This window comes from Corynebacterium sp. HMSC074C05, from assembly GCF_001838325.1.
In the GTDB taxonomy this organism is placed as follows: Bacteria; Actinomycetota; Actinomycetes; order Mycobacteriales; family Mycobacteriaceae; genus Corynebacterium; species Corynebacterium amycolatum.
The window spans coordinates 55,951-76,125 of the sequence record NZ_KV836280.1; the positions used below are offsets into that span (position 1 = coordinate 55,951).

At 58.7% G+C, this 20,175-nt stretch carries 15 protein-coding genes; 12 read left to right on the forward strand and 3 right to left on the reverse strand.

The window, feature by feature from the left end; genetic code table 11:
- Window positions 1-21: 21 nt before the first annotated feature.
- The 8 genes from rpsD to eccB all read left to right on the forward strand — a co-directional run bounded on the left by rpsD (window position 22) and on the right by eccB (window position 8,905).
- Complete coding sequence (rpsD, locus tag HMPREF3042_RS01095) at window positions 22-627, forward strand: 30S ribosomal protein S4 (RefSeq protein WP_005509964.1); 606 nt, start codon at window positions 22-24, stop codon at window positions 625-627.
- Window positions 628-700: 73 nt separating this feature from the next.
- Entirely contained in the window at window positions 701-1,726 is a 1,026-nt protein-coding gene (locus HMPREF3042_RS01100; RefSeq protein ID WP_005509919.1) for a DNA-directed RNA polymerase subunit alpha, read from the forward strand.
- Window positions 1,727-1,763: 37 nt separating this feature from the next.
- Window positions 1,764-2,219, forward strand: coding sequence for a 50S ribosomal protein L17 (gene rplQ, locus HMPREF3042_RS01105; protein WP_070855823.1), 456 nt, complete (start codon window positions 1,764-1,766; stop codon window positions 2,217-2,219).
- A 314-nt stretch (window positions 2,220-2,533) separates the two neighbouring features.
- On the forward strand, window positions 2,534-3,403 hold the full coding sequence (locus HMPREF3042_RS01110) for a tRNA pseudouridine synthase A (RefSeq protein WP_070855922.1): 870 nt from the start codon (window positions 2,534-2,536) through the stop codon (window positions 3,401-3,403).
- A gap of 59 nt (window positions 3,404-3,462) precedes the next feature.
- Complete coding sequence (locus HMPREF3042_RS01115; RefSeq protein ID WP_070855824.1) at window positions 3,463-5,604, forward strand: DUF6541 family protein; 2,142 nt, start codon at window positions 3,463-3,465, stop codon at window positions 5,602-5,604.
- 24 nt (window positions 5,605-5,628) lie between these two features.
- Window positions 5,629-6,366, forward strand: coding sequence for a hypothetical protein (locus HMPREF3042_RS10815; RefSeq protein WP_070855825.1), 738 nt, complete (start codon window positions 5,629-5,631; stop codon window positions 6,364-6,366).
- Between the two features lie 265 nt (window positions 6,367-6,631).
- Complete coding sequence (locus HMPREF3042_RS10820) at window positions 6,632-6,832, forward strand: hypothetical protein (RefSeq protein WP_168168117.1); 201 nt, start codon at window positions 6,632-6,634, stop codon at window positions 6,830-6,832.
- 630 nt (window positions 6,833-7,462) lie between these two features.
- Window positions 7,463-8,905: a type VII secretion protein EccB gene (gene eccB, locus HMPREF3042_RS01125; RefSeq protein ID WP_070855826.1), complete on the forward strand. Its 1,443-nt coding sequence runs from the start codon at window positions 7,463-7,465 to the stop codon at window positions 8,903-8,905.
- Here the strand turns inward: eccB and mycP are convergent.
- Together mycP and eccD are read right to left on the reverse strand one after the other, a co-directional pair.
- Window positions 8,864-10,102, reverse strand: coding sequence for a type VII secretion-associated serine protease mycosin (gene mycP / locus HMPREF3042_RS01130; RefSeq protein WP_246822280.1), 1,239 nt, complete (start codon window positions 10,100-10,102; stop codon window positions 8,864-8,866). The two genes, eccB and mycP, sit on opposite strands and share 42 nt — an antisense overlap.
- Window positions 10,103-10,116: 14 nt before the next feature.
- Entirely contained in the window at window positions 10,117-11,532 is a 1,416-nt protein-coding gene (gene eccD / locus HMPREF3042_RS01135; RefSeq protein WP_246822281.1) for a type VII secretion integral membrane protein EccD, read from the reverse strand.
- A gap of 247 nt (window positions 11,533-11,779) precedes the next feature.
- Between eccD and HMPREF3042_RS01140 the strand changes: the two genes are divergently transcribed.
- Both HMPREF3042_RS01140 and erm read left to right on the forward strand, forming a co-directional pair.
- Entirely contained in the window at window positions 11,780-13,264 is a 1,485-nt protein-coding gene (locus tag HMPREF3042_RS01140) for a hypothetical protein (RefSeq protein ID WP_070855829.1), read from the forward strand.
- Between the two features lie 101 nt (window positions 13,265-13,365).
- Window positions 13,366-14,220 carry a 23S ribosomal RNA methyltransferase Erm gene (erm, locus tag HMPREF3042_RS01145; protein WP_016456425.1) on the forward strand — a complete coding sequence of 285 codons (855 nt, stop codon included), beginning with the start codon at window positions 13,366-13,368 and terminating at the stop codon, window positions 14,218-14,220.
- Window positions 14,221-14,290: 70 nt separating this feature from the next.
- Here erm and HMPREF3042_RS10930 read toward each other — a convergent pair whose 3' ends face one another.
- On the reverse strand, window positions 14,291-14,644 hold the full coding sequence (locus HMPREF3042_RS10930) for a type IIL restriction-modification enzyme MmeI (RefSeq protein ID WP_016423158.1): 354 nt from the start codon (window positions 14,642-14,644) through the stop codon (window positions 14,291-14,293).
- A gap of 1,645 nt (window positions 14,645-16,289) precedes the next feature.
- Here HMPREF3042_RS10930 and eccCb point away from each other — a divergent pair.
- Together eccCb and HMPREF3042_RS01160 are read left to right on the forward strand one after the other, a co-directional pair.
- A complete protein-coding gene (gene eccCb, locus HMPREF3042_RS01155; protein ID WP_210403421.1) occupies window positions 16,290-18,776 on the forward strand; it encodes a type VII secretion protein EccCb in 2,487 nt (828 codons plus the stop codon).
- The gene (locus HMPREF3042_RS01160) at window positions 18,776-20,164 is read left to right on the forward strand and encodes a type VII secretion-associated protein (RefSeq protein ID WP_070855831.1); all 1,389 of its coding nucleotides are present in this window, start codon (window positions 18,776-18,778) and stop codon (window positions 20,162-20,164) included. Before eccCb ends, HMPREF3042_RS01160 begins: the two co-directional genes overlap by 1 nt.
- Window positions 20,165-20,175 lie beyond the last annotated feature (11 nt).

Consider the following 20,175-nt stretch of genomic DNA (forward strand, 5'->3'; position numbering starts at 1 on the left):
TAGGGTAAGGAGAGAACAGAAATGGCCCGTTATACCGGTCCCGCAACCCGTAAGTCCCGTCGTCTCCGCGTCGACCTCGTCGGTGGCGACATGAACTTTGAGCGTCGTCCCTACCCTCCGGGGCAGGCTGGCCGCGCTCGTATCAAGGAGTCGGAGTACCTGCTCCAGCTCCAGGAGAAGCAGAAGGCACGTTTCACCTACGGCGTGATGGAGAAGCAGTTCCGTCGCTACTACGCCGAGGCTCACCGTCGTCCGGGCAAGACTGGCGATAACCTCGTCGTCCTGCTGGAGTCGCGTCTCGACAACGTTGTCTACCGCGCTGGTCTGGCTCGTACCCGCCGCCAGGCTCGTCAGCTGGTTTCCCACGGCCACTTCACCGTTAACGGTAAGAAGATCAACGTGCCGTCCTTCCAGGTAAGCCAGTACGACATCATCGACGTGCGCCCGAAGTCGCAGAAGATGATTTGGTTCGAAGAGGCACAGGAGAACCTGGTCGACGCTGTCGTCCCGGCATGGCTTCAGGTTGTTCCTGAGTCCCTGCGCATCCTCGTGCACCAGACCCCGGAACGCGCACAGATCGACATTCCGCTTCAGGAACAGCTGATCGTCGAGTTCTACTCGAAGTAATAACTAACTTCGCTTGCATCCATTCATTCCCTATGGCGTCATATAGCGGTCGCCACCTGGAGGATTTTCGAAAATGCTCATTTCCCAGCGCCCAACGCTGACTGAGGACTACATTGATTCCTCTCGCTCCCGGTTCGTTATCGAACCGCTGGAGCCGGGTTTCGGTTACACCCTCGGTAACTCTCTTCGTCGTACGTTGCTGTCGTCCATTCCGGGCGCTGCAGTCACCAGCATCCGCATCGACGGTGTGCTGCACGAGTTCACCACTATCCCGGGCGTGAAGGAAGATGTCTCCGACATCATCCTGAACATCAAGGGTCTGGTGCTCTCGAGTGAGTTCGACGAGCCGGCTACCGTTTACCTGCGTCGCGAAGGTGCAGGCGCGGTGACCGCTGCAGACATTGAGTGCCCAGCAGGTGTGGAGATTCATAACCCGGATCACCACATCGCTACTCTCAACGAATCCGGTCGCCTGGAAATTGAGATGATCGTTGAACGTGGTCGTGGCTACGTGCCGGCGACCCCGAACTCCGGTGGCGAAATCGGCCGCATTCCGATGGACCAGATTTACTCGCCAGTTCTGAAGGTCAGCTACAAGGTGGAGGCTACTCGTGTTGAGCAACGCACCGACTTCGACAAGCTGATCATCGATGTCGAGACCAAGAACTCGATCACCGCCCGCGACGCAATGGCGTCGGCAGGCAAGACTCTGGTTGAGTTGTTCGGTCTGGCACGTGAGCTGAACGAGGCTGCTGAGGGCATCGAGATTGGCCCGAGCCCGCGCGAGGCTGAGGATGTCGCTGCGTACCAGACTCCGATTGAGGATCTGGACTTCTCTATGCGCTCCTACAACTGCCTCAAGCGTGAGGAGATCCACACTGTCGGTGAGCTCGCTGCTCGTACCGAGTCGGATCTGCTGGATATCCGCAACTTCGGTGACAAGTCCATCAATGAGGTCAAGGAAAAGCTCGCTGAGCTTGGCCTGGCTCTGAAGGATTCCCCGAACAACTTCGACCCGGCTGCTGTCGCTGATTTGGACGCTGCCTCGGGCGATGACGCTGACTGGACTGATGGCGCAAGCGCTGGCTACGACGAGTAGTTCACCGACGCGACTTCATTAAAACGAGGAGATACCTATGCCTACCCCTAAGCAGGGTTCCCGTCTCGGCGGCTCCGCTTCGCACCAGAAGAAGATTCTGGCCAACCTCGCGAAGCAGCTCATCGAGCACGGCAAGATTAAGACCACCGACACCAAGGCCAAGCTGCTGCGTCCGTACGTTGAGAAGCTGATTACCAAGGCAAAGCGCGGCACTCTCGCAGATCGCCGCAACGTTGCAAAGCTGCTCAACGACAACTACGCAGTTAAGAAGCTGTTCGACGAGATCGGTCCGCAGTTCGCTGATCGCGACGGCGGCTACACCCGCATCATCAAGCTGGGTAACCGCAAGGGCGACAACGCCCCGATCTCTTTGATCGCTCTGGTTGAGGAAGAGACCGCAACTGCTGAGGCAACTCGCGCAACTCGCGCTGCTGCTTCCAAGCAGGCTGAAGAGGCAAAGGCCGAAGAGGCTGAGGCTGCAGAGGAGGAGTAATTCCCCTCGCTGACGGCTTTTGGCCGTCACAGCTTTGAACCCCCGGTGAGCAGTTCATATCTGAACGCTCTCCCGGGGGTTCTTTGTGCTTAACGACGGTGCACAGCGCTCGACCCCTGTTCTGCCTCCAGCTACACCGACCGATTACGTACCAACATTGAGAGCTGTACGGAGGCCCTTCGGTGGAAACTACTGATTTTCTAATCCGGGGTCCCGGCTACAATCTGTTAACCGTGACATCACTTACGCCAACGACTCCGGATACCCCGTGCGATTCTCCCGATCGTGCCACTACGGGGAGTACCGCCTCCGACCTGGTTCGGTTGCGTTTTGACATTGCCTATGATGGGACAGATTTCCACGGTTGGGCCGCTCAGCGCGATAAGCCTACGGGAGAACCGGTGCGGACTGTGCAGGCGACGTTGGAATCCACTCTGGAGAAGGTGTTGCGCACTCCAGTGCAACTGACTGTGGCCGGTCGTACAGATGCCGGCGTTCATGCCTCCGGTCAGGTGGCTCACGCAGATGTTCCTGTCTCCTGTTTAGACACACGTTCTATCGCAGGGGACCCGGGTAATTTGGTTCGTCGTGTAGCGCGACTATTGCCCGCGGACGTGACGCTTCGGGGCGCCTCGTTTGCGGCCCCGGGTTTCGATGCCCGCTTTTCCGCGCTACGTCGGCATTATGTCTATCGTGTCACTAGTTGCGTCAGTGGCCCGCTTCCTACCCGTGCTCGCGATACGGCCCACTGGCGGCGCTCAGTGGATATCGACCGCATGCAGGCGGCAGCTGATGCTCTACTGGGGCTCAATGACTTCGCCGCTTTTTGTCGACACAAGCCACATGCGACAACCACTAGAGATTTACAGCGGTTCCAGTGGTTCGACGTATCTACGAGGCAAGAACCAGAGCTGTACGAGGCTCATGTGACTGCCGACGCGTTCTGCTGGTCTATGGTGCGCTCACTGGTTGGGGCCTGCCTTAGCGTCGGTGAAGGGCGGCGTGAGGTTGGATTCACTGAACAGTTGTTGAGTGAAGAGAAGCGTTCCCCGTTGGTCCCGGTGGCAGAGGCACGTGGGCTCAGCCTGGTAGGTGTTGACTACCCCGGAGATGCGGATCTGGCGGCCAGGGCGGAGCAGACTCGCGAACGTCGTGATGTCCGGACAGATGTGGACGAGGCTTAAATGTACAAGCTCTCGGTAATATTCCCTGAAGAAAGTGACCGTAGGAGGAGTGTTCGGTAGTGGTGTGGGCAATTGTTAGCTTGGTTGCGCTGCTCGTAATCCCCGGCGCTGTTGTAGTGCGAGCCAGCGGCGTTCGTACCCCGTGGGCGCTGGCCCTCGGTCCTGCGGTGACGTTTGGTATCGCAGGCACCGCAGGGTGGGCGCTCGGCGCTATCGATGTGCGCTTCACCTTGGTCAGTGCGTCCATCTGCTGGGCCGTGACACTACTTCTCGCGCTTTGCTGGAGTGGCGGCAGCGCTTTGATTCGGCGGCGGCGCGGTAGCGTTGATCGCTCGGTGTCGGCCGAGACGCAGCCGTTCGCCGCAAGTCGATGGCGCAAGTTGGGCTATGGGCTAATCGCAAGCATCGGGGTCATCATCGCAGCAGCGGTTCTCACGTGGACCGCTATCGGCCGCATCGCTTCAATGTCCGAGGGGATGGCGACCATTCAGCAAGGCTGGGACACACTCTGGCATGCAAGTGTGCTCCGTTCGATTACGGAAGACGGCATGGCCTCGGCCACTAGGATGGGCGAGATCCAGAATGTGGAAACTCAGGCGGTGTCCTACTATCCCGCCGCATGGCATGCGTTCGGTGCGCTTTGGGTACTGATTGTCCGTTTACCAATCACCGAGGCGGTCAATTACCTCGGCATTATCATTCCGGCCGTGACCATACCCACGGCTGCTGCGGCGCTGACCTGGCGAATTATTGATCGCCAAAGGCTGTCCACCGCCGTTGCCGCGGGAGTTGCGGCGCTTGTTTCCGCAGCGCTTCCGGTATTGATGCCCGTCGGGGTCTTCGTGGGGGCCTGGCCGTACCAGGTCTCGATTGCGCTAGCGATTACCGTCTTCGGTTTTGTTACGTCCCTCCCGCACGCACCTCAGCGCATCTTGAGCGCCGCGCTTGCGATAATCGGTATCGGAGAGCTCCATCCGGCATCGGTGCCTGCAGCTGTTATGCTCGGTGCAATCTGGTGGTTGTGCTACCGCCTGCCGCGTCCCGCGCATCCTGAACTGGGTGCGGTTCGCGCCAAGCTTTACGACGTCGCGGTGATTGCAGCCGCCTTTGTGCCAGCAGTGGCAGTTCTACTACCGCAGTGGCTTACGGGAACTTCTCAGACCGAGGATGTGCGCGCGGTTAGCGCTGAAGTAGACGACCTCGATCGTTTCGATGCGTGGTATCGAGGCGCCACAATGCTGACTCGCCACACTGAGGAATTCCGGCCATTCTGGCCAATCATCATCCTCGGTTTTATCGGGATAGCGGTTTTGGTTTTCGCAGGTACTTCGCGCCGACGGGTGTGGGTAGTACCGGCCTGGTTTGTTTCGGTGTTGATGACGACCCACGCGCTCAATCATTTTGGTGGCGTGCCGGGCGATATTCTCGCGCTGTACACGGAGCTTCACTATTCCACGCCTCACCGGTTGGTGATGGCCACCGCGTACCTGTATTCCGCGTTTGCGGGTATCGCCGTGGCGTGGGGCTGCGCGTGGGCGGCTCGAATTAGTGAGTCAAAGGTGCCATCGACGGGGCGGGTTCTGGGGTTGAGCTTAGCGACGGTGAGCTCTGCTGTACTTGTGGTCTATGGAGTGGCGTCTAATGCTAGCGCTGCGGATTTCGCCTACAAGAGCCCTCGAGAATGGCAAATCATTTCCAATGCTGACTTGAAGGCATTTGATTGGTTGGCCGAGCAGCCGGAGGCACATAAGTACCGCACGTTTACGAATCCGCCGGAGGGGTCCAGCTGGATGTACGCTCGCAATGATCTGCCGGTAGTGTTCCCGCACTATGACTGGCCAGTGGCGAATAAGTGGACTGCCACTTCAATGCTGTATTGGCACGCTGATTACCTCGGTTTTCCAGACCCCGATCGGCCGGATGGGGTGAACGATGTCGATCGCTCAGCCCGAAAGCTGAACGTGGGATTCATCTATTTGTCACCCCCGGGTATTTGGGATTCCAAGGAGGATTTAGAGTTTCCTGGTGAAGGGCTCTGGGTAGCTCCAGGGGTAACCCCTGTTTATCGAGATAGGGAAGTAACTATCTTCGCCTTCAATGATGTGATTACGCCAGAACGCATCGACGAGATGCGAGCTGGTTCTCCGGAAGTAATTCCTCCCTCGGCTACTAGGGGATGGAGCGATGGTCGGGTAGGTTAGGACACCATGCGGATGAATAAATTTATGGCAACGATCGCAGCCGGTGTGATGATGACTTTCGCGCTGGCCGGATGTGGAGACGACGAGCCGGCTAAGCCGGAAGTCTCGAATCGCTCCGTCAGTTCTTCCGCAAAGACTAAATCCTCGACTCCGCCGAAACCGACTGAGGAGTCGACGAAATCGACAGAATCAGAGACGCCGACGGAAACTCCTGCAATCACCCAGGTCAATGATGCGGATTACACTCCGGCGGACGGCCCAAATACTCGACTCTTTCAGTTGGAGGATGGCACGACACGTTGTTTCCTCAACGATTTGAGCGGTGACGCCTACTTGGCCTGTCAGGTGAATCTTGCCAATCCTCCGATGGTCGATGACGGCACGGGGAACGAGGTTCCCGCCAATGCTGTGTCCTGGAATCCGGGAGGAGTTACTTACGAGGTCCTTACTTTCCCGCCGGCGGGTGAGATGAAGACGCTACCAACGAATTCTCAGTTGAGCGCATTCGGATACAGCTGCGCGGCCTATGGCCCGTCGACTCTGGAGTGCTCGGGACCAGCGGGCGCTGCCACTATCGACAATGGCAATGTCACCGGTGCACAGATGCCGAAGGAGGATGTGCCTCCTGCAGCAGGCGGTCAGCCGGGTAGCCAAGAAAATGGCGCTCCGAATGACCCAGCGCAGCAGGGTGAGCCTGACGGCTCCCCGGCACCGGGCGGTCTGCCAGATTTGGGCGCGTTGATTCCGGGACTGAACCGCTAGCTGCCCGCATAGCTAGTGGCTGCAGTTCATCGGTAGTGCGGGAGGTAGATAGCGTCCAGGTGAATTCGCCCATCACCAGTCGAGGGCATGAAGCTGGCATTTCCGATGCTGCTGCCGTGGGCGAACCTGCACGACTGACCGCGATGATTCTCGCGATTCCCGTACGCAGGTCGGGCTCATACTCTTCGACGACAACCACATCGACGGTGTCATCTCCAGCTCGCGCGAGAAGTACTGCGCCCAGATCAAGAGCCACAGTAAAGAAATGTGGACGGGACGTGCGAATTCCTACTCGATAGCCGAGCGAGAGCATTCCGATGAGCAACTCGCAAATGTCCTGATTTCCGCAGTCGACCTCCAATCGGGGGAGGTTCGCGGGACACATTGTGATGGTTTGTCCACTGCTCCCGACCCCTATGACCTGCGCTGGACCATTAGTGATAGCGATGTCACGTTGTCGGCTTAACCACAGGTGCGGTTTGCGCCCCAACGCCGCCACATGATGAGAGCGTCCAGTGCGGCGCAGCTGTACTACCTCCGCAGAGCTCTCAGTCAGAGCACACTCCTGTGCCGTTAATCGCCGTGCGCGAATGCCAAGGATCCCCAGCCTGTGGATGAGGAAGCGTAGGGCTTTGTCAGTGGAGGCTTCCACCGGAAGAGTTGCCACCAGATGTGTCCAGGGCTCAGGGGGTGTGCCGGAGCGTTCGGCCGCTCGGAAGTAGCGGTGCGCATGCTCTCCGCGGATTTCCGGCGCAATGTGATAAAAACACAGCGCATCCAGGGTCACTGGGCTGTCGTCGGCAAGCGAGACGATATCCGCAGCGCTTAGTTGGCTACGCATACCTGGTGTGAGACGTAGTCCGATGAACTGTCCTGGTTCGGTGCGTCGCAGACGGTCGCGAAGGCTGCGTCCGCGCACAGGGACATGCGCGCCTGCAGTGATGATTATTGCTGTAATGAGCAGCCACAATGACAATGGCATGTGAAAATCCCCCCAATATGTTCCCCACTAAAATTCCCCTGGTCGCACAGTAGCGCGGCCTGGCTTACTCTGCAGGGTAGAGATTATTTGGGGGAATAGTTTTGGGGGAAACTCATGCCACGTACACCGACCACGCCTAGCCAGGTCAGCGGTCATCGATTCTTGATTCGTCGGATTGAGCATGCACTTGTGCGTGCGGATTCGCGAATGCTGCACGACCCTCTGCGCACGCGAACCCGAGCACTGTTTATCGGCTGTGCGCTGGTGGTTTTACTGGCCGCCGGTACTGCGGTGCTGTCGTTGGTGCGACCGCAGGGAGGTTCTAGCTCCAATGAGCAGCTGATTGTCGTGTCGGGGTCGGAGGGCCTACATGTACGTGTCAATGGTCGATTGCATCCAGTCGCGAATCTCGCATCGGCGCGGTTAATTTTGGGCAATCCTGCTGAGCCGAAACGGGTGCGCAGTAGCGAGTTGGACAAAGAGGACATCAGTTTTGCTGTCGGGATTGAGGGTGCACCAGCAGTTCCGGCCGCGCCGGCAGGCTCTGGGGCCTCGGGAGCTGCCAAGAAGGGCAGCGCAGGTGCGCCGGAGCTGGCACTGTCTTTATGCGAGCGGACGGTGCAAGACCTCGGGCAACCGTGGATTGTTGCAGAGTCACTTGCGCGTCTTGAAGAAGTACGTGGGGAACCGCAGCAGCTTACCCGGACTCACTCGGACAGTGCCGTTGTTGCCGATGGCCAAAACCTCTGGTTGATTACGCAGGGCTACCGCTCGCGGTTGGATATCAACCACCCGGAGCACGCCGCTGTTTCTCGAGCGCTGGGGTTGGAGCGCTCCGCAGTCCGGCCTGTCAGCCCTGCATTGCTCAGAACGATTCCGGAAGTTCCGATTCTGGCCGCGCCAGCAATTCCAAACCGCGGCGCACCCACACACTTCGCCGCCCCATTCGACACAGTCGGCAATGTGGTCGAGGTCGGGCAGCGGCGCGTTATCGTGCTTGACGACGGTGCCGCGATTCTCTCCCCGGTGCTAGGAGAGCTATTAGCTGCGCATAGTCCAGTTCTGCAGGCCAGTGAAGGGCAGCTGGCGGCAGTTCCCGTAGCGAATGCGCCAGTAGTCCCGGGACTACCTGAAAAGCCGCTGACGTTTACCGATGCTGATGGCTGGTTGTGTACCGGCCGGATAGCAGGACGGCCGCAAGCTCTCGTGCAGTGGTCGCAGCATGCTCCGGAGGGGCGGCATGTGGATTACCCGCATGCCGACGGTTCGGGTGTGGCCGTCGACGGTTTCGTGGATGGTCGCAGCCGTGAGCGCAGCTCGATCGCAGTAAGCGTAAATGGGGCTGTACACGTCATTTCGCCAGAGGGGATGCGCTTTGCTGTGCACGATCGCACGACGTTGGCTGCCCTCGGGTTTAATGCATCAACCAATGCCGATAGCGGTGGCACGCGACCAGTGGACTGGGAAGTGCTGGCCGCGTTGCGCGGAGGCCCTGAGCTGAGTAAGCAGGCGGCGCTAGGGCCGCTGTCCGGGACGCGAGAGCAGCCAGGCACCTAGGCCCAGCGCGCATATCAGGAGCAATCCAGTCGCCCGGAGCGGTGCATTGCGCTCCTGCGAAGAAAGCAGATCCGGCGGAGCCGGTGCGGTAGCGGGATTGGCGTCGTGCTGCGCGGCAGTGTCCACAGTGGTCCAAATCAGAGCGTCATACGGTGCAATGATGCCGCGACCAAGGCCGAGGTCGGAACTAATTGGGCTCGCAGAATTAAGGATAATGTCGCGAACCTGTGCTGGGGAAAGCTCTGGGTTTCGTGCCAGCAGCAGGGCAGCCGTTCCCGACACGGCTGGCGTGGCAAAACTGGTGCCGGCGATTTGCTGAGCTCGGGTGTTATCCCCGGACCCGAACACGTGGCGGTCTATGAGACCGGTAGGGGTGCGCGGATCGGGGCCGAGTACGGGGCCGCCGGGAGCGGAGACATTGACCCATTGTCCCGTGATTGCATACTCCGCGGGTTGTGCTTGGCCAGCATCGTCGAACTGTACTGCTGATACTGCGATTACCTCCGGCAGGACTGCGGGCCACGCTACGGATCCGGCCTGACAACTATCGCCCTTATTTCCTGCCGCTGCGACCACTACGGCGCCTGAGGCTTCCGCACGTGCGACGCTCTCGGCAACATCCGTTGCGCCTTGGGGCATTACACCTGCCGGGGCACACGATGTGAGCGAGATATTGATAACCCTCGCGCCCTCCGCGACGGCCCTGTCGATAGCTTGTGCCAGCGACTCCAGATTGCCTTCACCATCGGCCGTTTGTCTTATCGACAACACGTGCGCGTCGGGCGCCAGTCCTGCGAAACCATCGGCACCGGGCCGGCCTGCAATAATGCCGGCTACTAGAGTTCCGTGACCGTCGCAGTCTACGAACCCGCTGTTGCCGTCGACAAAACCGCCACCGTCGAGAACCTCGCCCAGGCGCTCATTGGGTGAGACCCCGGTATCGATCACCGCCACCGTAATCCCCGCACCCGTCGTCAGTTGCCATGCTTGGCGAAACCGAAGAGTTTTTTCGATCACTGTCGGTTCACGCAGTGCGCTTTCCGACGACAGCATCGTGGACACGCAGTCCTGGCTGTTCTGGGCAGCCGCTATTGGTACGATGCCCGACGGTGCTACTGCGGTGGCCGCCGTCAACGTGGAGATAAGCACTGTGGAAAGTGCGGTCGTGGCGGTGAGACGGGGTTTTATGGCATTCATGAAAAGTGGGTTTTTCACTGGAAGAACCCACTTACGAACTCAGGGAGTTCGGCAATGATGGCCGCAATGGGCAGAATGACGGCGATGCTGCAGGCCTCGGTTAGCTCAGCTATGCGGCGCGTTGTAGGTGAGATGCGTGACGCTGGAAATGCGGCTAAGGCGGTGGCTGCAAGCATTGGGACGACAAGGCCAGCGGAAACTGGCCAATTGCCTTCGAACCACTGTTGAAAGGCGACAGCCACAATGACGGCAAGACCAGCTAAAGCAGTGCAGGTGGAAGCTACTTTCCGGGCTTGGCCACGGGAGTGAATTGCACAAAAGACTATGACAGCAGCAGCCATGCCCAGAGGCCACCACCTGTTCGTATAGGCTCCGGAGAAAAGTACCACCAGGGTGAAAATGCTGAGACTTCCGGTGCCACTGCAGAGGATGCCGTCGAGAATCCAACCCGCTCGCTTAGGTGCGGTGTGGGATATTTCGGGAGTTTCGCTGTCATCGAAGCTCTCTCCGGCGGCAGGGACTTTGGGTACGCGAATACCGGCAGCTTTGATAGCCAGGGAAGGTGCCAGCAGTATCAGGATGACTGCACTAGCAGCGGTGAGTGCTCCTGATTGAACCGAGTTCTGGAAAAGTGCGACAGCCGCAGCGTAAATACCGAAGGTAACTGCAGCGCTGAGACCCGCGGCGCCCAGGGTAACAGTGATGCGGTTGTCGCCGTCGTCGGTATTGGAAATGAGAAAAACCAAACCGGTGACGGCAAGCGCGACGCTAATCGCAGCAGTCGGCGGCCAGTCGGTGAGTATGCGGTGTAGGTCGAGGCCAACGAAGCAGAGCCCCGAAGCGGTGCCCAGAATGAGCACTTGCAGCTCCAGGGACATGACAATCGCCGGTTTTGCGCTACGCAACAGAGCCAGGCGCAGTCCACCGGCTACTGCCAGCAGCGCGATGAAGCTGATTGCCGCGGCCAGTGTGGAATCGGTACTGCTCAAGCTCAGTGAGGCAGCTGCAATTGAAGCTGTGGCCACGAGGGCGGCGGTACAGCCAACAACCAAATCAGCCGTACCGATACCGTCGGTATAGGTGGTGTCGGTAATAGCATCGGCGGCATCGAAGAGCCGAGGTTTGGGTACGGGCCCTGGGTCGTTGATAACAACCAGGCGTTCGCCTGGCGCAATACCGGCATCGTTCAGGGTGTCGTCGGCAAGCAGTATCGTGCCAGCGGCGGTCCGTAGCTGCCACTGTGCCAGCGGGAAGTCCGCAATGTCGATATCGAAAATTTGCAGGATATCCGGTACGAGTGCGGCGATTGCGACGTTGGTCGGTAACGCAAGGTCTGCGTGTGCTCGGTTGGCGTCTTCGGGCATATGTGCGGCATCAATGCGCACGCGAATGAGTTCCCCCAGCATGTATTTCCCCCATGAATTCTGCATGCTTTAGTCCCTCTAGAGTGGCGTACAACTCGTTAGAGCGCTACTCGGGGTAGTAACTGCGCGTGCCCCCGCTATCAGTCTCGGTCATGCGCTGCGAGAATCCGGAGTGTGTTTTAAGCTATGCGTACACCGATTGGTCGGGGGATAGGCCGTCGAGTGAACACAAGGGGCGACACATAGCGGGGGGATTTTTGTGACTAGTGCACGGGCGGGGATTTCGGCTACCCGAAAAGCGGGGCCGCAGCCTATGACGGGCACAATCGCGCCGGATGCGCCACCGGAAGCGCCGGAGCCACAGCCGGTGCCGCTGATGCGTGCACTCATGCCGTTGATCATGGTCGTGGCGGTGGTTGGCATGGTGGTGTTGATGTTTGTCTCTGGGATGGGACGTAACCCGATGTCGTTTATGTTTCCGCTGATGATGGTGTTTTCCACTGTGGGCATGATGGTGTCGGGAGGGGCGGGAAATAAGGACATGGCACCGGCGCGGAAGGACTATCAGAGGCATTTGTCCAGTATTCGCCGGGCGGTGACGAAAGCAGCGAGGATGCAGCGTGAATCGGCGCAGTTTATCCACCCTCGGCCTGGAACTCTGTGGCAGCTGGGGGCGATGGGGCGGGCGTGCGAACGCCGAAAGGGGGACCCGGATTTCTTGCAGCTGCGCATCGGGGTGGCAACGCAGCAGCCCGCAACGCCTGTGACACCGCCGGCAATTCCGGCGCCCGAGAAACTGGATCCGGTTTCCGCCGTAGCACTGCGGGAAGTTATTCGATCGGCTCGTCAGGTTGAGGGAGTGCCCTTTGCCATAGATGTGTCGGCCTTTGAGATTATCGCCCTCACTGGAGATACCGCGGCGCAGGGGCTGGCTCGAGCGATGGTCGCCCAAGCCGCTGCGCTGCATCATCCGGAGGATTGCCTGATTGCGGTTGTGGGAGATGGGTGGGAATGGCTGAAATGGACACCACACCACGGACACCCCGCAGTTACTGATGCCTGTGGCTCAGCGCGGTTGCGGGCAGCGACGTGTGCGCAGCTGACGGAGCTGCTCACGACTATCGACACACTGCCAGCTGCAGTGCTGATTGTGCTGGCGGATTCGAGCGGACAGCTCGATGTCACTGAACTGACACCGATTTTTGACGCGGCGGGGTCGGAGACCTCGGTAGTGCTGCTGACCGTCGTGGAAGCGCAGTCAACGTTGTGGGAGGCCGCGGTTAACCATGGCATCGCGCTGGTCGTTTCCACTACTGCTGTGCATGCGGAAACCGCGTCCGGAAGGGAGGAGATTGGTGTACCTGATCAGCTGAGTCCAGCAGAAGCGGAGGTTCTTGGGCGGAGCTTGGCGCGATTTGAAGTGCCAACAAGCGCAGATGATTCTGTTAAGACCTCGGAAGATCCGGTGATGGAGGAGCTCGGGTTGTATCCGCCTCCGACAACTCTGCGCTACCGACCGCGCTCTGGCAGTGCTCGTCTGCGTATTCCCGTTGGGGCTGATGACGGCGGCGCGCCGGTCTATCTGGATTTTAAGGAGAGCGCCGAGGGCGGCATGGGCCCACACGGTCTGTGCGTTGGTGCCACAGGATCGGGTAAATTCCAATCCAGAGAGGTCTTGCACTGTTGCGGTGCGGTTGTCTTCTTTCTCACCGTATTGGACCCTGCGAAATTAATTGGATACGATAGGCCCATGTTGATTTCAGGTTCCGTTTTCATGCGGCCGCTCACCAGCCGCTAAGGCGGTTTTCTCCCTCCCGCAGGTTAGAAACCGCTCCGGTCCTTTAGCCGGGCGGCCATTTGCCATGCCCGGCTCCGTTTCAACTCCACGGAGCACACCTGATGTCTACATACGGATACGGCCGTCACGAACATGGCCAAAATTTTCTCACAGACCACAAGATCATCAACTCCATCGTCGATCTTGTAAAACAAACCTCCGGCCCCATCATTGAGATCGGGCCAGGAAGCGGTGCCCTCACTCACCCGATATCCCACTTGGGGAGGGCAATAACGGCAGTTGAGGTAGACGCAAAACTAGCTGCCAAACTCACAAAAAAGACCGCCTCGGCGTCGGTCGAAGTGGTCCATGATGATTTCCTCAACTTCCCGTTACCCGCCACTCCCTGCGTCATTGTGGGAAACATTCCCTTTCACCTCACCACTGCCATTCTTCGAAAGTTGTTGCATGCGCCGGCATGGACTGCCGCTGTACTCCTCATGCAGTGGGAAGTCGCTCGCCGCCGGGCCGGGGTAGGTGCAAGCACGATGATGACAGCTCAGTGGTCCCCATGGTTCACGTTTCACCTTGGTTCCCGAGTACCAAGGTCTGCTTTCCGGCCACAGCCAAACGTTGACGGGGGGATCTTAGTGATCCGCCGGGTGGGTGACCCGAAGATCCCGATAGAGCAACGCAAAGCCTTTCAGGCGATGGTGCACACCGTTTTCACCGCCCGGGGACGCGGGATAGGGGAAATTCTCCGAAGGGCAGGGTTGTTTTCATCACGTTCAGAGACACAATCATGGTTGCGCTCGCGAGGAATCGACCCCGCAACCCTACCTCCCAGATTGCACACCAGCGACTGGATCGATCTCTTCCAGGTGACTGGTTCCTCTTCACCGCGCCATCGGCCCATTTCACAATCGGGAAGTAGTCAACGCCCTCCTCAACGGAAAAATCGAGGCCGGCGGCGGTAATCCCCCCACCACCAAAACCGAAATCCACCAGTAGTAGTGAACGACCCATGTTCGTCTACCGTGAGCCGCGTTATGGCAGTGACGTGTTCTCGTCGGGCACAGTCATAGTTCCCGGCGTTGCCAGCGACAGGGTTCTACACCCAGCAGCGGGACCGATCAAAATCACCCGCACGGGGAACGACCCTGCTGGTGGTTTCGATTTTGATGAAAGCGAGGAGACATAGCCCCTCGCCAACTCCCCGTAGCTGGCGAACAGTAGCTCCTGGCGCTGGCGCTCGTTGGTGAGTTTGCGTGCCACATCGAAAGCCTTATCGACTTCCCGGTCCAAGTTGTTGTGGGCCTTGAGCAGAATTGGGTCCATCGATAACGGGTTGTAGTGCTCCGCGAGTGACCGCTGGGGGTGCCGCTCGCGTGCCCGCAGCACCAACTGTCCAGCGTCGATGATTCGCTGCTGCGCCTTCTCATCTAGTTCACACAGAGCTGGTCCGCAGTTGTAGCTCCCGATGTACTCCGAAAAACGGAAAAAATAAATAGTGGGGATACATCAACCTTCCACTTTCCATTCTTCCGGCTCAGAGTATTGAGGGGTCTGGGACCGGGTCCGTAAACCCTTTATGTTTTTCGCGCACAGCGGTTTTTAGCGACGCACCCTATAGGTTTTCCGCAGAACCTATATGTGTTTCTGTGCACCCCCATATGTTGTCTGTTTCTAGCGGTATTTCGTTGTACTTTGCGCATCGAATAGTTATTTATCGACGACACTCCGTGGAATGAAAGACGGCCCTCTTTAATAGCTTTTCGCAACGTGGACTCGGAGCCGACGCCGAGATCGGCGAGTTCCTGCAGCGTGTAAAAGCGTGGCGCGACGGCGGTAGTCGTGTCCTTTTCGGACATAGAAAAACGCTCCTGGGCAGATTGATCTGTCCCGGAGCGGGGTGCTTTACCGGCTTGCTATTCAGGCGGCTTGGAGTGCCGTGCTCAACTCGCTAGAACGGTGGTCTGCCGTCCCATTGCTTTACGGGAGCGCTTACTCCCTACCTGACCGCTTTTGTGGTTGGCAATGCCGTTGCCGACCGGTCTATCTCGTCGGAGGAACCGCGCCTATCACGGTCGAGAGGCTGTCTCTTTATGAATTATCCTCGGGGTTATCCCCCGTATGCGGCTGGCTAAACCAAAAACGAATTAAAACGCCACATACGGTCTGGGGGCCATCGTACGGAACTTATGCGTCGCGCACAATAGCCTGCGACCTAATCTTTACGAATCGAACCGAGCACGTTTCTACACGCCACGTGGCACGGCTGGGGTGTTGTGGTGGGGCAGCTGTTGTGTGGCGGCATGGTGACACGCAAGGGGCGCGCCTTTTTGTGACCTGTGACACGTCTATAGTGTGCTCGTTTCGTAGTTTTGACCTCGTTTCGTAATTTGCCGATCAAAATACGAAAAAATTACGAAACGCTCTACCTGCGGTTTCGTAGAACTACGAAAATCGAAAAACAAAATTACGAAACACGCGATAACGCTGTGACCTGCACAGACACGTCACATTTCGGGGATGTTTCGTAATTTTGCGGCATTTCGACCCAAACCTTTTAAGAGAGAGACACAGACACACATTACGGGCACACGTCTACGACATAGAGCGTCCTCATTGAGGGCACGCTGCAGAGGTTGTAGCTATGTGACACGGGACACAATCGCAATCAAGGTGTCTCTTCTTATTTAGATTTTCTTCAAAAAGTGGAAAAATTACGAAACGAAAAGCATTTACGCTGCTCAACGTATATTTTTGTGTTTCGTAGTTTTGTTCTTTTCGTTTATGGGATTACGAAACGCCCCTTAAATACCTGCCGTGACCTGCAATGATGCATTTCGTATTTTTCTGCGTAATTTCACGTCGCCCGAGGTAGACACCCTGCCGTGTGCTTGCTGTAGAGCTGCGGCCACCCTTCCGCCCGGAATGTCAGCGCTTGCAGCGCAACTTAAACATAAATACAACTGCGGCGCTTTTGTTGTGTGTCCGTGCATTGCCGAGATCTCTACTGCCGTGTGGGGGTCGCGCAGCGGTAGTGTCCGTTCCCATTCCGTGTATCGCGCTTCGTACCCACAACCCGTGTTCTACTAAGTCGGAATTCCTCCGAACGACCGTGGTAGGGCTCGCAGCCACGCACAGTCCGGATCAGTTGAACTTTGTGCTGGTGGACTTCAAAGGTGGTGCGACGTTTCTGGGACTGGATCAATTGCCTCATGTCTCGGCGGTGATTACCAACTTGGAGCAGGAGCTTATCCTGGTCAACCGCATGGAAGACGCACTGCGCGGTGAGATGACGCGGCGCCAAGAGCAGCTACGCGCTGCGGGGAATTTCGCCGGTGTCAGCGACTATGAACAGGCCCGGCGCGCTGGGCAGATAGATGCGCCACCTATGCCCGCGTTGCTGATTGTGGTGGATGAGTTTTCGGAGCTGCTCTCCGCACGCCCGGAGTTTGCTGAGCTCTTCGTTGCGATTGGTCGGTTGGGGCGCAGTTTGCACATGCATTTGCTGCTGGCCAGTCAGCGTCTGGAGGAAGGCCGCTTGCGCGGACTGGAAAGCCATCTTTCCTATCGCATTGGGTTGAAGACCTTTTCCGTCGCGGAGTCCCGCAGCGTGCTGGGGGTACCGGATGCCTATCATCTGCCGGCCATCCCGGGCATTGGGTATATCAAATCTGCTGCCGCCGAGCCGGTGCGTTTTCGGTCGGCGTATGTTTCCGGCCCGGTGGTCCGTCCGCAGCCTGTTGACGGTGCGACGGCTGGGGCAGAGCAGGGGCTGCAGGGCCAGGTCGCAGCTGTCGCTGAGTTTACCGCTGAAAATTGGACGCGGGAGGCTTTCGGCGCGTCGTCAAGCGATGGTGGAATGGTGGATCCGCCTGCACAAACATCGGAGCAGACGGTGCTCGGTGCCGTGGTGGCAGCGGTGTCGCACGTACCGACACGTGCGCATCGCGTGTGGCTGCCACCATTACCGGAGGCCATCGAGCTTCAGTCTGACGAGCAGCTGCCGCGACAGCGGTTGACCGGTGTGATTGGGCTGGTGGACAAGCCGCTGTTTCAGCGTCAAGACCCACTGCGTATTGACCTGCGCACGACCGGCGGGCACGTGGCGATCGTCGGAGCACCGCGGTCAGGAAAGACCACTGCTGCACGCACAGCGGTCCTCGCGCTTGCCGACGGCATCAGCGCCCGTGACCTGCATTTTTATATCGTTGATTGTGGTGCGGGCGGCTTGAGCGACCTGGCTGAGTTGCCGCATGTCGCGTCGGTTGCACACCGCGGAGACGAGGAGCTTATTCGCCGTACGCTTGGTTTTTTGCGTCGTGAGGTAAGTCGTCGGGAACAGCTCTTTCGCACTAATGGATGGCTCTCGTCGGAAGCAGCACGGGCGGCAGGGCAGCCAGATTCGGTGTTGGTCATTGACGGCTGGGGTGCGTTCAAAACGGAGTTTCCGGCGCTGAGCGACGATGTGCAGGCGCTGGTTGCAGATGGATTGGCGGTGGGAATTCATGTCCTGCTCACAGCCCATCGGTGGACGGACATGAGACCTGCCGTTCGCGACCTGATTGGTACTCGGATTGAGCTGCGTCAGGCGGAGTCGATGGATTCAATGATTGATCGTAAGGCAGCGGAGCTGGTGCCGGAGAGCCCAGGACGTGGGGTCGCGCCGGGCGGCTTTGCGATGTTGGTAGCTCTCACCGGTGCTGCGGACACCAAGCGGATTGTAGAGACGGTGCCACACGGTGAGCAGGCGCCCAAGCTCCAGTTGTTGCCGCGGCGGATTGATATTGCGCGTTTGCCGCGACCAGCGGCCGCGACGAGAGGTGCGATTGCAGTGGGTCTCGAAGAAGCCGGTCTGGGCGCGGTGATATTCCACCCCGAAAAGGATCGCCACCTACTGATATTCGGTTCGGCGGGCAGTGGCAGAACCGCCGCGCTGAGGGGCATCGTTCACCAGCTGCGGTACTCGCAGTCGGACTCGAAATTCGTCGTGATTGACTACCGCCGTGGGCTAATGGAGGCCGTGCCCCAAGAGCGGCTGGCCGGCTATGCGGGCTCGGCTGCGGTGGCGACGCCCATGCTGGCAGAGCTGGCAGAGGTACTGAAGGCTCGTCTCCCGCAACCGGATATCACCCCAGCGCAGTTGAAGGCCCGAAATTGGTGGAGTGGTCCAACCATCAATGTCATCGTGGATGACTATGACCTCGTGGCTGGCTCACGGGGTAACCCCTTGCAGCCGCTGGCAGAAGTCATCGCTCACGCCGCCGACATTGGGCTCAATATCTTTTTCGCCCGTCGAATCAGCGGGGCGTTGCGTTCCCTCCACGACCCGGTCATGGGGGCGGTTAAGGATCAGGGCGCCAGCGTCTTTGTCATGGATGGCACACGCGACGACGGCCCCATCCTCGGCGTAAAGCCCTGCGAACAGCCTCCGGGTCGTGGCTATTGGGTGGCGCACGGCCAGAGTCCGCAGGTTGTGCAGTTGGGTTTGTTGGATACTGCTGGTGACCAGGAGGACAGTTGATGATTCGGGTCGATTCTCCTGACACCACTCAGACCCCGACGCTGCGCCACGGTACCTGGCATCTGTGGGGACTCGCGGCACCTGCAGACACCACAGAACTGGCGGTGCATGGCCCTAGACCGCTTCTCGAGAGCATGCAAACAGTCATTGTGCCCAGCTATTGGGGTGCTGTGCGACAGTGCCGGCTGGCCTCCGCGCTATTGGCTGCCGAACTCAATCCGTACATTCTGACGCTTGCCGACGCCGTTGTGGAACTCGATGAGGCAACTGTGTCTCATAGCGTGTTGGTGGAAGTAGAGGAAACGCGTGTCTGTGTCACTCGTCTGAGCGGTGGGCACATTGCCAGTCGGATGACACATTTGGTCGGAGCGAACGACAGCGCACCGCTGGTGGAAACAGTTATTGCGCTGGCTTATCAGCTGACCATGTATCCGGATGTACCCCAGGGGATACCTGATGATGTGGAAGTTAGCGGTGGGCGCGGTATTACCGAGTATCCGCCCCGCTGGCAGGAGGATATTGAGTTCATCGTCGGCGAAGTTCCACCTGGGCTAGCGAACCCGCGGCGAGCTCTACTAGTCGATCGTCTGCGCGACCGTGGGTTTTTGGTCTTCGACTGTCCAGCCTCGCGGCTCGGGGAGGGCGTAAATCCGGCCTGGTTGAAAAGCATCGGCGACGCTGAAGCCGGTGAAGTGGAGCAATTGGAGGATCTCGCGGGGAGGCGTCCTGCAGCCAGGGTAGAAGCCAGCGCAGTGTCGAATCAAAGCACGGTTGTGTCAGTAGCTGCCGTTGGTTTGTTGACGGTGGTAGTGCTGATTGTTGGGATTGCTGCATGGCTCATTAGTGGCGGCATAGGCAGGGAGAACGAGGGGAGGCAGAAGCAGCGTGAGACATCGCACGCACAGGCTCCTCCTGTAACTACGCCGCCTGTAACTACGCCTCCACCCACATCGAAACCGGTTCCCGATTCTGCTCCAGTAGTCACGCTGGCCAATGCAGGCGTGGAAGCTCGGTTTCCCGGCGGGTGGGAGCTTGATTCGGCAAGTCCGTTCGACCGTCTGATTGCGGTGGATGGCGGAGATATGCGCGTATTGGTGCTCGCTAATCCGCTTTCGCAGGACATGGCGCTTGAACATCTAGCAGCAGCTTTGAGTAGCTCCGTTGCCGGGGATGAGACAAAGTCCGCGCCGGAACGCAGGCAAGTACTGGGCACCGATGTCGTAGTCGTAGAGGAGCGGCTGCCGTCAGGTAATTCGATAGTGCTCTGGCATCACAAAGTGATGGACGGAACTCAAGTCAGTGTGGGGTGCCAGTTCAGAGGAAGGACTATTACGCCGGTACGGCCCGTATGCGACCAGGCAGTAGTAAGCGCTCGGCCGGTGCCGTAATACGCAAGTGG